The organism is Candidatus Methylomirabilota bacterium (assembly GCA_003104975.1).
Lineage (GTDB): Bacteria > Methylomirabilota > Methylomirabilia > Methylomirabilales > Methylomirabilaceae > Methylomirabilis.
The window spans coordinates 202,360-215,460 of the sequence record PQAM01000010.1 but is presented as its reverse complement, the minus strand read 5'-3'; the positions used below and the strand labels follow the sequence as shown (position 1 = coordinate 215,460).

At 59.0% G+C, this 13,101-nt stretch carries 14 protein-coding genes and 1 pseudogene; 6 read left to right on the top strand and 9 right to left on the bottom strand.

Translation table 11 applies throughout. The annotated features are described in order from the left end of the window. The first annotated feature begins 1 nt into the window (after position 1). From C3F12_07900 to narH, 4 genes and pseudogenes are all read left to right on the top strand, one after another. The gene (locus C3F12_07900) at positions 2 to 1,048 is read left to right on the top strand and encodes a glycosyl transferase family 1 (protein PWB45982.1); all 1,047 of its coding nucleotides are present in this window, start codon (positions 2 to 4) and stop codon (positions 1,046 to 1,048) included. A 9-nt stretch (positions 1,049 to 1,057) separates the two neighbouring features. Beyond that, positions 1,058 to 1,972 carry a LysR family transcriptional regulator gene (locus C3F12_07895; protein PWB45981.1) on the top strand — a complete coding sequence of 305 codons (915 nt, stop codon included), beginning with the start codon at positions 1,058 to 1,060 and terminating at the stop codon, positions 1,970 to 1,972. Positions 1,973 to 2,045: 73 nt separating this feature from the next. Beyond that, positions 2,046 to 2,636, top strand: coding sequence for a hypothetical protein (locus tag C3F12_07890; protein PWB45980.1), 591 nt, complete (start codon positions 2,046 to 2,048; stop codon positions 2,634 to 2,636). Between the two features lie 6 nt (positions 2,637 to 2,642). After that, positions 2,643 to 2,798, top strand: a pseudogene (gene narH, locus C3F12_07885) (nitrate reductase subunit beta). Positions 2,799 to 2,898: 100 nt separating this feature from the next. Here narH and C3F12_07880 read toward each other — a convergent pair. Next, positions 2,899 to 3,717: a hypothetical protein gene (locus C3F12_07880; GenBank protein ID PWB45979.1), complete on the bottom strand. Its 819-nt coding sequence runs from the start codon at positions 3,715 to 3,717 to the stop codon at positions 2,899 to 2,901. Between the two features lie 99 nt (positions 3,718 to 3,816). After that, a complete protein-coding gene (locus C3F12_07875; protein ID PWB45978.1) occupies positions 3,817 to 4,230 on the bottom strand; it encodes a hypothetical protein in 414 nt (137 codons plus the stop codon). A gap of 221 nt (positions 4,231 to 4,451) precedes the next feature. On the opposite strand from C3F12_07875, the gene C3F12_07870 reads away from it, so the two are divergent. Next, the gene (locus tag C3F12_07870) at positions 4,452 to 5,042 is read left to right on the top strand and encodes a hypothetical protein (GenBank protein PWB45977.1); all 591 of its coding nucleotides are present in this window, start codon (positions 4,452 to 4,454) and stop codon (positions 5,040 to 5,042) included. A gap of 36 nt (positions 5,043 to 5,078) precedes the next feature. Here the strand turns inward: C3F12_07870 and C3F12_07865 are convergent, their stop codons facing one another. The 6 genes from C3F12_07865 to C3F12_07840 form a co-directional block, all read right to left on the bottom strand. Continuing rightward, positions 5,079 to 5,984: a hypothetical protein gene (locus C3F12_07865; protein PWB45976.1), complete on the bottom strand. Its 906-nt coding sequence runs from the start codon at positions 5,982 to 5,984 to the stop codon at positions 5,079 to 5,081. A gap of 20 nt (positions 5,985 to 6,004) precedes the next feature. Then, on the bottom strand, positions 6,005 to 6,916 hold the full coding sequence (locus C3F12_07860; GenBank protein ID PWB45975.1) for a hypothetical protein: 912 nt from the start codon (positions 6,914 to 6,916) through the stop codon (positions 6,005 to 6,007). A gap of 36 nt (positions 6,917 to 6,952) precedes the next feature. Next, entirely contained in the window at positions 6,953 to 7,774 is an 822-nt protein-coding gene (locus C3F12_07855; protein PWB45974.1) for a hypothetical protein, read from the bottom strand. Between the two features lie 22 nt (positions 7,775 to 7,796). Next, positions 7,797 to 8,705 carry a hypothetical protein gene (locus tag C3F12_07850; GenBank protein ID PWB45973.1) on the bottom strand — a complete coding sequence of 303 codons (909 nt, stop codon included), beginning with the start codon at positions 8,703 to 8,705 and terminating at the stop codon, positions 7,797 to 7,799. A 188-nt stretch (positions 8,706 to 8,893) separates the two neighbouring features. After that, positions 8,894 to 9,808, bottom strand: coding sequence for a hypothetical protein (locus C3F12_07845; protein ID PWB45972.1), 915 nt, complete (start codon positions 9,806 to 9,808; stop codon positions 8,894 to 8,896). A gap of 140 nt (positions 9,809 to 9,948) precedes the next feature. Further along, positions 9,949 to 11,172: a hypothetical protein gene (locus tag C3F12_07840; GenBank protein ID PWB45971.1), complete on the bottom strand. Its 1,224-nt coding sequence runs from the start codon at positions 11,170 to 11,172 to the stop codon at positions 9,949 to 9,951. 140 nt (positions 11,173 to 11,312) lie between these two features. On the opposite strand from C3F12_07840, the gene C3F12_07835 reads away from it, so the two are divergent. Beyond that, entirely contained in the window at positions 11,313 to 11,543 is a 231-nt protein-coding gene (locus C3F12_07835) for an AsnC family transcriptional regulator (GenBank protein PWB45970.1), read from the top strand. An 18-nt stretch (positions 11,544 to 11,561) separates the two neighbouring features. Here C3F12_07835 and C3F12_07830 read toward each other — a convergent pair whose 3' ends face one another. Beyond that, positions 11,562 to 13,079, bottom strand: a complete 1,518-nt coding sequence (locus C3F12_07830) for a leucyl aminopeptidase (protein PWB45969.1) — start codon at positions 13,077 to 13,079, stop codon at positions 11,562 to 11,564. Positions 13,080 to 13,101 lie beyond the last annotated feature (22 nt).

Here is a 13,101-nt window from a genome sequence, read left to right as displayed (position 1 = left end):
GATGCGAGTGGGTATGATTACGCCCTCCTATTCTCCATCTGTGCGGGGGAACGCAATTACGGTCCAGCGGATCGAATCGGGGCTGCGCGAGCAAGGCATGATCGTTCGGGTGTGGTCCATGGAAGAGCGCCCATCGCCGGACGAGATCACGCAGGGATTGGAGGCATTCGCTCCCGATCTCGTCCATGGATTCCATATCAGTTCGTCGGGATCAATCGTGACCGAGGTTGCGTCTCGCTTGAGTATCCCGTCGATTCTCAGCGTGACCGGAACCGACGTCAATACGGACCCCTTCAACCCTCATCGGAGGACAGAGGTCATCGACGCCCTTCGGCACGCCACGCGTATCGTCGTCTTTCACGACTGTATGCGGGTCAAACTCATCGGCGAACTCCCCGAGGTCGAACACCGAATCCGGATTATCGCCCAGACGGTCCGCTGTCGAGAGGTCCCCTTCGATCTGCGACACCATCTGGGTCTCGCACATGATGACCTGATCTTTCTGATCCCCGCAGGGATCCGCCGCGTCAAAAATGTCACCTTCTGTCTGAAACCGCTCGATGCGCTGAGGCTACAGTACCCCAATATTAAGGCCGTCTTCGTCGGACCGATCATCGAGGAGGCCGAAGGGACCCGTTTGCAGGAACTGTTACAAGACTACCCATGGGCCACCTACCTGGGCGCTGTCCCTCATGAGCAGGTCTGCGCCATCCTCAAATCTGTCGATGTCGTCATCAACTCGTCGCTCTCCGAAGGGGGAATGGCCAACAGCATCCTGGAGGCGATGCATTGCGGACGACCCGTCCTGGCCTCGGACATCGAGGGCAACCGATCGGTGGTGCGAGACGGGGTCGAAGGGCTGCTTTTCGCCTCAGAGTCGGAGTTTGCCCAGAAGGCCGAGCGGCTGATTGCGGAGCCGAGCCTCCGCCGTCAGCTCGGGCAACACGGCAAGGAGAAGATTGCGCGGGAGTTCTCTTCAGAACGGGAAATTCACCACTATCTCCGACTCTATCAGGAGGCGGTCGACGCCTGCACCCGGCGATTATAAGACCTCCATATGGATCTTCACGTCCTGCAACTGTTCTGTCGAATTGTTGAATCCGGCAGCTTCTCTAAGGCGGCCGACGCGATGTATCTGACCCAGCCTACGGTCAGCGGCCACATCAAGAAGCTGGAGAAGGATGTGGGGGTCCGGCTCCTCGATCGCCTGGGACATCGAGCGACACCGACGAAGGCCGGCGAGCTTCTGTATCGCTATGCCAAGCGGATCCTGACACTCCGTCAGGAGGCCCAGCAGGCCCTCGATGAGTTCAAGGGAGGACTGAAGGGAGAACTGATACTGGGCGCCAGCAGCATCCCTGGCGGCTATCTGCTCCCGCCTCTGATCGGACCGTTCAGGACGAGCTATCCGGACATCTCGATTGTCCTCAAGGTCTCAGATTCCAAGGCGATCATCGAGGCGGTCATCGACGGCGCCTATGAACTGGGCGCCGTCGGCGCCCAGTTCGATGACGGCAGGATCGAGTATCGGAAATTCGCAGAGGATGAGATGGTCCTGGTCGTGCCGCCTACGCACTCCTGGGCATCCCGTAAGAGCGTCACAGCCAAGGAACTACCCGGTCAGCCGTTTCTCATCCGGGAGCGCGGCTCGGGAACCCGCAAAATTCTGGAGCAGGCCCTGACACGACGCCGTTTATCCATCGGCAACCTGAAGATTGTCGGAGAGATGGGCAGCAACGAGGCAATTCGACAGGCGGTCAAGACGGGCGGCGGAATTGCCATTATCTCCAGGCTCGCCGTAGCGAGCGATATCAATTGCCGTGAACTCTACGCCATCCCCGTCGCCGGCCTCACCCTGACTCGATCCTTCTACCTCATCACCCACCGCCACCGTTCGCGGTCACCCATCTGCAGCGCCTTTCTCACGTTTATCGGCGCCGCCACCCGCCCACACGAGTCTGATCATCCCTGATTCTGCTTTCAATGGGCACATCCCTTGACGTACGTATCGTATCATCTTACTCTGTGTCTGAAGGAGAACGAGCATGGTAGAGCAGCTTGTCATCAATGTAGGGAAGAACATCAGGGAACTGCGCCGGCAACGAGGCCTTTCCCTGCGTCAGCTCGGCCAGCGGATCGAGGTCTCGCCCAGCGCGATTCACAAGGTCGAGCAGAACCTCATCTCGCCGACCCTCGGGACCGTCCTCAAGATCGTCAAGGGTCTGGGGACCACCCTCCAATCACTCCTGAACGAGCATACCGAAACACGAGAGGTCGCGTATGTCGCAGCGGCCAAGCGACGAAATACCTTCGTTCCCGACCTCGCACTGAACATTCAGTCGTTGACGGGCGGATTGCCTGATGAAGCGTTCAGCGCGGTGTTGCTGACCATCCCCAAGGGCGCCAAAATGAAAGAACGGGAGTTCCACCATCGCGGGGAGGAGCTTCAGTTCTGCATCAAAGGGAAAGTACGGTTCACGATCCAGGATGACACGTATCTCCTGAGACGAGGCGACGTCCTTCACTTTAAGAGCTATCTTCGACACTTCTGGGAAAACGTAGGAAGCTCGGAGGCTCAACTGCTTATGATCTGCTCTCCGCCGATGCATCTGGGGAGGGGTTCACACAACGGTTAGGCGCCCACAGCGACCGGCGCCCCGAACGAGCGTCTGGTGGACGCCCAACGGGAGATGGTGCTCGATCCGCACGATGAACAGGTCGTCGCCGCCGCAAAGCGAAACGGCATCGGCGACGACATGATCGAGGCGGCGCGCAACTCCCCTGTCTATAAATTCTTCGGGGAGACCTGCAAGCGCAGTTACTTTCTGGTTACGTTGAACGTGCATGACGCTGAGCACGGATACGACTGCGCACCGGAACTTCCCGGACATCGTTTTCCTAATGTTGGCGAGCGCTGTGCTTCTCTAACAACTCGATAACGCGAGACTGCCTATTCCAAAACGCGTGCTTCAGGGCTGTTCCACCGTCTTTGGTGCTCGCGTTGATATCGGCACCGCTGTTGAGGAGTATCTTCGCAACCCTGGCGCGACCCGTCTCAGATGCACGCATTAACGCCGTCACGCCATCCGTGGTGCTCGCGTTGATATCGGCACCTTGTCTGAGAAGGACCTCAACGACGCCCGCCTGACCCCTCTCAGACGCACGCATTAACGCCGTCACGCCATCCGTGGTGCTCGCGTTGATATCAGCACCGCTGCTGAGAAGCCACTCTGCGACTGCGACATGCCCTCGCCATGATGCACGCATCAGGGCTGTCCACCCGTCTTTATCCTTCGCGTTCACATCAGCGCCGGCATTCAGAAGGATTTCGACGACTCTCGTACGCCCATTCCAAGACGCGTACGTCAGGGCCATCCCACCGTCCGTGCTCCTCGCGTTCACATCAGCGCCTCTATTGATAAGTAGCTCCACGACCTCGGCATGGCCTCGCCACGATGCACGCATCAGGACCATGAAGCCGTTATTGTCTCTCAGGTTCACATCAGCGCCGTGATTGAGAAGCCACTCCACGACCTCGGCATGGCCTCGCCACGACGCATGCATCAGAGCGGTCCAACCATCTCTGTCGCGCGCGTTGACGCCTGCACCTGCAGCCAGCAGTTGCTTAACTATTTCGGTCTCTCCGGATTGAGACGCCTCAACAAGCCTTTCGCTCAGCTTCCCATTGCCCCGAAATAATGAATTGAGCAAACTCATATGACCTCCTCTCCACTCGTGCCCTACCAAAGGGTCACTTATGGGACCATCGCTCCGGTAGGGCGGCATACCTGTCCACCCGACAGCCTGGAAGCAGGTTCATTGGAAGGCGCTCTCCTTAAACTCAGCAATCTTCCAGGCACCATCAATCAGATCTACGGAGAGATGGACCCGTTTTCGAACGGACCCGGCCGCCTTCGAGGTGATAGTCGCCTCGTAGATGGCATAGGAGTGCGTTCCATTCCGGTTCGTCTCTTTCAAGGTATACGCAATTTCGCGTGTCCCGCCGATGTTGCCAGAGGTAGCCCCGGCGGATGATCTAAAGGTCTCGTCGATCTTCTCAGCCAGCGCCGGGATGGCCAACGTTTTCGCCTCCCCGAGGTCGGCTCGGTTATAGTATCGATCCATGAACTGCTCCGCGACGGCAGTCGGATCTCCCCCTCCGGCCTGGCAGCCGAATAGGCTCAACAGGGTGATGGCGACCGCTCCCATGACCACATTGCGCAGCTTCACGTTGCCCTCCACCTAACGAAGACGACTCTTCGCTGGGAGAAATCAATCGGTTTTGCAAGCCCTAGCCCATGAGGGGCAACTCTCGATTACGTTATGTGAAGGCCCTGGTCGCACAATCTGTGTCCTATATGATACACTATATCGTATTGTAGACATCTGTCAAGTATAAAGCTTGACGTACGTATCATACACTCCTATAGTGTATCGTAAAGAGGACAATTATGGTTGAGCAGCTTGTCATCAACGTAGGGAAAACAATCAGAGAGCTTCGCCAGCAAAGAGGTTTCTCGCTACGACAGCTTAGTGAGCAGATCGAGGTCTCACCAAGCGCCATCCACAAGATCGAGCAGAACCTCATCTCTCCAACCCTTGGGACCGTTCTCAAGATCGCAAAGGGTCTGAGGACGACCCTCCAATCTCTCCTGGATGAGCAAGGCGCCACGAGAGAGGTCGTCTATCTCCCGAAGGCTAACCGGTGGCGCACCCCCGTTCCTGATCTCAAAATCAGTATTGAGTCGGCAACAGGCGGGTTACCCAACGAAGCATTCAGCGCAGTGTTGTTGACGATTCCGAAAGGTGCCAAGATGAAAGAGCGGGAGTTTCATCATCATGGCGAGGAGCTCCAACTGTGCGTGAAGGGAAAGGTACAGTTCACGGTTGGAGACGACACCTACCTTTTGGGACGTGGAGACAGCCTTCATTTCAAGAGCTATCTTCGACATTACTGGGAAAATGCAGGACAGGCGGAAGCCCAGCTTCTGATGATCTGTTGTCCACCGATTCATCTGAGCAGGGGATCCAACGAAGGCTAGACGTCCACTGCGCGGGAACCGGCAGGGCTACTTTTCTTAGTCCTCGCGGGCGCCGTGCTTCTCCAGCAGCTCGGCAACCTCTGGGTGTCCATGCCACAAGGCGAACTTCAGGGCTGTCCCGCCGTCTCTCGCCTTGACATTCACCTCGGCGCCTTTCGCGAGCAACGCCTCCACTATCCCGGTATGCCCCTTATCTGACGCATACATCAGCGCCGTCACGTTATTACTATCCCTGACGTTCACCTCGGCGCCTCGATCGAGCAATACCTGCGCTGTCGTGAAGCGTCCGTGTGAGGCTGCGCGCATGATGGCGGTTCCACCGTCCTTATTGCATGCGTTGACGTCGGCGCCGTTCCCGAGCAACAGTTCGGCCACCGCGGCATGCCCCCTCTCGGACGCGCGAATCAGGGCGGTCGCGCCGACCTTGTCACGCGCATCAACCTCGGCACCCTTAGCGAGTAACCGTTCGACAGCTCCGGCGTGTCCTTCGGTAGATGCCATAATCAGGACCGTAGCGCCATTCACGGCCCTTGCGTTGACGTCGGCGCCGCGATGCAGCAGCAGTTCCACAACCGCAATATGCCCGTTTTCAGCCGCATACATCAGGGACGTGAACCCGTCTCTATCCTTCGCGTTGACATCCGCGCCCTTGTCGACCAACGCCTCCGCAATCACGGCATGCCCATGCCAGGAGGCGCGTATCAACGCGGTGAGGTCATTATGATCCCTCGCGTTCACGTCGGCGCCGTGACCAAGCAGTTGCTCCGCTACCTTAGTATGGCCATTCCACGCCGCATGCATCAACGCTGTCCAACCCTCTCTATCCTTCACATTGACGTCTGCACCGGCAGTCAGCAGACCCCTGACCTTTTCCGTGTCACCGGATGCAGCCGCCTCTACAAGCCTCCCACTCCCCCCCAAAAATGAGCCAAACAATCCCATCGAACCTCCTTGCAGCCGTTTCAGCGTGCCCCGTGCTTCTCCAGCAGTTCAGCTATCCTGGAATGCCCATTTGAGGATGTATACATCAAGGCGGTTACGCCGTCATTGTCTCTCGTGTTGACGTCGGCGCCGTGATGCAGCAGCAGTTCCACCACCTTCGCGTGTCCGTTCTTCGAGGCCCGCATCAGGGCTGTGCCACCGTCGCTCGCCCTGGCATTGACGTCGGCGCCGTGATACAGCAGGACCTCAACTACCCCCGCATGCCCATTCAAAGAGGCTCGTATCAGGGCGGTCCCCCCGTCATCAGGCCTGACATTGACATCGGCGCCGTGACGAAGCAGAACCTCGGCCACCTCAGTGTGGCCGGTCAAGGAGGCCCGTACCAGAGCGGTCCCCCCGTTGAGGTCTTTTATATCCACATCGGCCCCACCACGAAGCAGCACCTCTGCAACCTTCGCGTGGCCGTTCCACGCCCCCCGCACCAGGGCAGTCCAACCCCATTTATCCTTCGCGTTCACATCCACGCCATGATTGAGCAGCATCTGGACGGCATCGGCATGCCCATGCCAGGAACCCCGCATCAGCGCGGTAAAGCTGTCTTTATCGTGGGCGTTCACGTCGGCGCCTCGAGTCAGCAGCAACTCGGCAACCGTCGTATGTCCGCGCCATGCCGCCCGCATCAGGGCCGTCCCGCCGTTATTGTCCCGCTCGTTGACCTCGGCGTGGTGACCGAGCAGCGCCTCCGCAACGCCGAAATGCCCCAAAAAGGACGCATGTATCAAGGGCGTCCAGCCGAATTTGTCCTTGGTATTGACATCGGCGCCTCGGGTCAGCAGCTCTTTGATCTGTTCGGTATTCCCAGATTTGGAGGCCTCGATAAGCTGGTCGCCAAGCTTCCCGCCACCCCCAAATAATGAGCTCAGGAAACCCATTGTCTCTCCTTCGAATAATCCGTACGGCCCGGCATCTTACCTGATAAGCTCCTTATGTCGCTCCAGCATCTCGGCAATCTTCGAAGCCCTATCGCGCGATGCATACATCCACGCCGTCGCATTCATGTTGTCCTTCATATTAATATCGGCGCCCTTGTTGAGCAGGAGCTCCGCAACCCTGGTATGCCCGTGCCACGCCGCGCGGATGAGGGCGGTGGCGTTGTTGTTGTCCCGCGCGTTGACATCCGCCCCGTGATTGAGCAGCAACCCCACAATCCCGGCCTGGCCATGCCACGCCGCGCGGATGAGGGCGGTGGCGCCGTCTTTCGCCCTCGCATCAATATCCACGCCGCGGGTGAGCAGCAACCCCACAACCCCGCCATGCCCTTTTTCAGCCGCGCGGATCAGGGCCGTCGCGCCGTTCAACGCCTGTGCGTTGACCTCGGCGCCGTGCTGCAGCAGCAGCTCCACCGCCTTACTGTGACCGCGCCAGGCGGCGTGGATCAGGGCCGTCCAGCCGTCATTGTCCTTCACATTGACTTCGGCGCCTTTGGCGAGCAGCAGTTCGAGTACTCCCGCATGGCCGTGCCCGGCCGCGTGCATCAGGGTCGTGACGCCCTCGTTGTCCTTCGCGTTGACGCCGGCGCCTTTGGCGAGCAGTATCTCCACCACCCCCGCATGGCCGTGCCCGGCCGCGTGCATCAGGGCCGTTACACCGTTTCTATTGCAGGCGTTGACGTTAATGCCTCCAGCCAGCAGACTCTCCACCTTTTCGATGTTGCCGGACTTAGACGCCTCAATGAGGCCCTTTCCCAGCTTATCCTCACTCTCAAAGAATGAGCTGAAAAACCCTACCATGTAACCTCCTGCGTTTCAATTCTTAGCGCGTCATATGTTTTTCCAGTAATTCGACAATATTCTGATGCCCGTTTCCGGACGCATAAAATGCGGCCGTCCCGCCCTTGGCGTCCCTGGCATTGACATCGGCGCCGCTATTGACAAGCAGTTCAATAACCTTTAGACGCCCATACCATGCTGCGTTCATCATGGCCGTACTGCCGTCTTTCGCCTGCGCGTTCATATCGGCGCCTCGATCGATCAGCAGCTTGAGGATCCCGTATTGGTTTTCCGCGGCCGTCCGCATTAACGCTGTCCAGCCCTTTTTATCCTGCATATTGACATTGGCCCCTCGATCAAGCAGCAGTTTGACGATCTCGGTGTGCCCTTTGCCGGATGCGTTGATCAGGGCGGTCCCATCGTCATTCGCCCGCGCGTTCACCTCGGCCCCTCGATCAAGCAGCATCTTGACGATCTCGGTGTGCCCTTCCGTGGACGCGATGATCAGGGCGGTGCTGCCGTTGCTCGCCCTGGCCTCCATATCGGCGTTATTGCCAAGCAGCAGTTTGACGAAGTCGATATGCCCCTTATCAGATGCATACATCAGGGCGGTCCAGTCATGCTTATCAGCCACGTTGATATCGGCGCCCTTATTCAGTAACGACTCCGCAATTCCGGTATGTCCGAGCCATGACGCATGCGTCAGGGCCGTCCAGCCATTATGATCCCTGACATTGACATCGGCGCCCTTATTAAGCAGCAGGTCCACAACCCCTGCGTGCCCATTCCGTGAGGCGTGCATCAGGGCCGTCCAGCCCTCCCTGTCCGGTGCGTTTACGTCAGCGCCAGAAGACAACAGGCTTCCGACCTGTTCGGTATTACCGGAACCCGACGCCTCGATAAGCTGTCCACCCTTCCCGCTGCCCCCAAATAGTGAACCAAGGAAACCCATAGAACCTCCTTTCATGTCCCATATGTCAGTCCCATTATCATATTCGATAGAGGCGGCCGTGACCAGTCCTGCGTATACACGCCGAATCCAAGACGACCGCTGTACACCCTCGGACCTCAAGAAGGGTTCGGACCACTCAAGTATACAATTTCATGCAAGATTTCCAATTAAAATTGGGTGGTACGCCCTCAGTGTGCGCTGTGCCGATCCAGCAGTTCAGCCACCTTGGGATGTTCCAGCGCAGACACATACAATCTCGCCGTCTGGCGGTCATGATCTCTGGCGTTCGGATCAGCGCCTTGATTCAGCAGCAGTCCGACAATCCGGGAACGCCCCCGCTCGGCTGCGCGCATCAGGGCGGTCCTCCCTCGATTATCCTTCGCGTTCACATCCGCGCCCCGCTTGACTACTTGCTCGACCACTCCGAAATGCCCTCTCCAGGACGCGCGCATCAGGGCGGTCGTTCCACTGTGGTCCTGTGCATTCACATCGGCGCCCTGCTTGAGCAAGAGATCTACGATACTCCCATGTCCGTTCCACGCCGCGCGCATCAGGGCCGTCCAGCCGTCCTTGTCTCGCACATCGATCTCGGCGCCGTGATCGAGTAATTGTTCGACCACTGCGGTCCGCCCGTGCCCGGACGCGTGCATCAGGATGGTCCAGCCATCCTTGTCTTTCACATTGACCTTGGCGCCCTGCTTGAGCAAGAGCTCGACCGCGCCGGAATGGCCGTTCCATGACGCGCGCATGAGGGCCGTCCAGTCGTTGTGATCCTTCGCGTTGACGTCGGCGCCGTGCGTGAGCAGCAGCTCCACAATCTTCGGATATCCCTTCGCGGACGCGCGCATGAGGGCCGTCCAGTCGTTGTGATCCTTCGCGTTGACGTCGGCGCCGTGCTTAAGCAGCAGTTCTACCACCTTGAAACGTCCATGCCAACAGGCATGCATCAGAGCCGTCCAGCCATGCCTGTCGCTCGCGTTCGTGTCAGCGCTGTCGGCCAACTGCCGCTTCACCTGCTCGATGGTGCCGGTTTTGGATACCTCAATAAGCCTCTTGCCCGATTTCCCCCCGCCACCCTCAAATAATGTACCAAAAAGCCCCATGGACCTCCCCCTTTCACACCCGACACGCGATACGCTTGCCCGTCCATTCGGTCGTTACGACATCAGCACGATGCCGGCTTCCGGCAGATACCGACTTCGCGAGCGCGGTGAGATCCGCCTGCCGCCCTCAATTCTGTATACTACCGTTGCATCCGTGCGCTGTTTTGAGTACGGAATAATACCACGACCGCGGTGATCACGATCACCGACGCCAAGAAATAAATCAGCCGGTAACCGAACCGCTCTGCGATCACGCCAAATATGAACGACGCAAGCGCATGGCCCAGCAACATGGCGGTACTGAATGCGCCCAGCGAGCGCCCGCGTCCCTCAGAATCCGCCAGGTCTATCGTATAGGCACTCAAGGCCGGAAACAGTAAACCATGTGCCATCCCGGTCAGCGTTCCGACCACCAGCAGACCGACCGGGGAGACAAGCCCAATCAGACCCAGGGTGCCTGATCCCATGAGCAGCAGGGCCGGAAGGATCACGCGCTGCCGCCCCCATCGATCAGACAGCCTGCCGCATGTCAACCGAATGCCGATCGCCGCCACACTGTACGCAATATAGAACGCGCCGATACGCGACAACCCCACCTGCGTCGCATAGGTCGGCAGGAAGACGAACACTGCGCCGGAGGCCAGTCCGAACACCAGCGCAAGGAGAATCGGTGGGAGGATACGTGTCGGCGGGATGAAGAACGCGAGACCGGACGCCACGGCGTCTCGTGGCGCAGACGACACGTTACGCAACGCAAGGCTGGTCATCAGACAGCCCGCAGCGGCAGCGGCAGCGGCGAAGAAAAACATTGAGTAACCCGCACGGTAGATCATCTGCTCCCCGATGGCAGGAGACAGCGCGATCGTAATAAGACCGGAGATTCCAAAGAGGCCCACCGCCTCTCCGCGACGGCTCGACGGAACCATCTCGGACACCAGCGTGAGATTCGCGATATAGAATGTGGAGTAAGCAATCCCCTGCAGGATGCGAAAGAGTATGAATCGCGCATCCAATTGATTCGACAACGCAAAGCCGAGCGCCGCCACGATCCCCGATGCCGCTCCGATCAACAGGAATCGCTTGCGCCCGAAGCGGTCGGCAAGGGCTCCGGCCAGCGGCTGCCCAAGAATGGCCGTCACGCTGTAGCTCCCCATGATCCAGCCGATCTGCGACTCGGTTCCTCCAAGCGTCTTGATGTACAGCGGGAGCAGGCTGAAGGCATTGAGACTCGCGAAAAAGAAAAAATTGGACAAAGAGGCAATGAAGAAATTAAAGCTGGGAATCGTGTCGCCAACAGCGCTGTCCCGCGCCTCACGGGTTGACCTCGACAATATTGCCAGTTGACTCTTGCCTGATCGGTCCATCGGTCTACGGCCGGCCCCCCATCTTTCTTCTTGTCTGCCGTTGCAATATATCGTATACCTTGATCGAGTCAAGGTCGTTCATCCGCCGGGTTGCACAACTGACCGGACTATCGAAATCACCCCACAAGGAGGGATGCGCGATGACCACCACTGCGTATGTCCTGATCGAAGGCGCGTCGGATCAGACGGCCAACATTGTCAAGGCGTTACAGAAGATCAAAGGGGTAAAATCGGCCCACGCCGTGACCGGCCCCTATGACGTGATCGCATGCGTTGAAGCGACCGACGTCGGAACGGTCGGATCGGTCGTCCTGTCGAAAATCCGCACCTTGAAGGGCGTTACGCGAACGGTGACCTGCGTGGCCGTGTAAGACGGCCGCTCGCGCCCATCACTTCTTCGATCCGGCAAAGTTCATCGCCAGATGAATCAGGGTGCGGACCATTGCTCCCGTTGCACCCTTGACCTGGTATCCGAACTCCTTGTCGGCCTGGGCGGTTCCGGCAATATCCAGGTGAACCCACGGGGTCTTTCCGACAAAGTTGGCCAGGAGCTTTGCGCCGGTGATCGGCCCGGCCTTCCGGCCGCCGATGTTCTTCATATCGGCACAGTCGCTCTTGATCTGCTCGCCGTACTCCTCATCCATCGGCAGCTCCCAGATCTTCTCATCGGCCGCCTCACTGGCCCGCTTCAACTGCTGCATGAGTTCCGCGTTGTTGGTAAAGGCCCCCGTCCGAATCGATCCCAATGCGATGATGACGGCTCCCGTTAACGTCGCTACATCGACGAGATGCGTAAGGCCCTTGTCGCATGCGTAACAGAGAGCGTCTGCCAGGATCAATCGCCCTTCAGCGTCGGTGTTGATCACCTCAATCGTCTTCCCGTTCATGACGGTCACAATATCACCTGGGCGCTGTGCCGTCCCACTGGGCAGGTTTTCAGTCGCCGGCACAATCGCCGTCACGTCCACCGGCAGCCTCAGTTCTGCGATCCCTTTAATCGCCGCGAGGACGACTGCGCCCCCGGCCATGTCGCCCTTCATCGCCTCCATCCCCTCGCTCGGCTTGATGGAGATACCTCCGGAATCGAATGTGAGCCCTTTGCCCACCAACCCAAGACGCGGACCGACCCCCTTTCCTTTTCTCCCTTTGTAGCTCACCTCGATGAGTTTCGGCGGCTCCTGGCTGCCCTGCGCAACCCCCAACAGCGCCCCCATGCCGAGCCGCTTCATGTCGGCGCGCTCCAGGATCTTGACGGTGAGGCTCGATCCGCTCGCCATCTTCCTGACCCGTACTGCCATCTCCGACGGCGTGAGCATATTCGCCGGCTCGTTCACCAGGTCGCGGGCAAAGCTGACGGCCTCAGCCATGATCCGGCCTCGGCGTATCCCCTCCTTCATTGCAGCCACCTTTGCGTCGTTGCGCTCCAACAGCGTCAGCGTTCTGATTATCTTCGGCCCGTTCTCTTCCAACTTTTTATATTTATCAAACCGATAGAGACCCAGCAATGCGCCCTCGGTGAGCGCGCAGGCCGCCTGATCGGCTGCCAGCCCCCCGATGCCCGCACCGTGAACGATGGATCCGACCATCTGCGCCCCCGCGCCTCGCAGATGGCGCATCGCCTCCGCCGAAGCCGAGCGCACACGCTCAAGGGTCAGCTCCTCCGACTTACCCAGCCCGATCACCAGGACCCTGGCGACCGGAAGCTGTCCGGTCGTATGTAGCAGCAGCCGCTCATGCAGTTTCCCCTTGAACTCCTTCCTTTGGATCGCCGCGGCGATCGACCCGCCGAGCGCCCGATCCACTGCCCCGGTCGCACCGCCCGGCTGCCCCACCCCCTCAAAGAGATTAACGATCAGCGCATCTCCTGCATAGGAGAGCAGATCCTGTGCCCTGATCTCTACTTTCACTCGCTCACTCCTTTCGCACGCT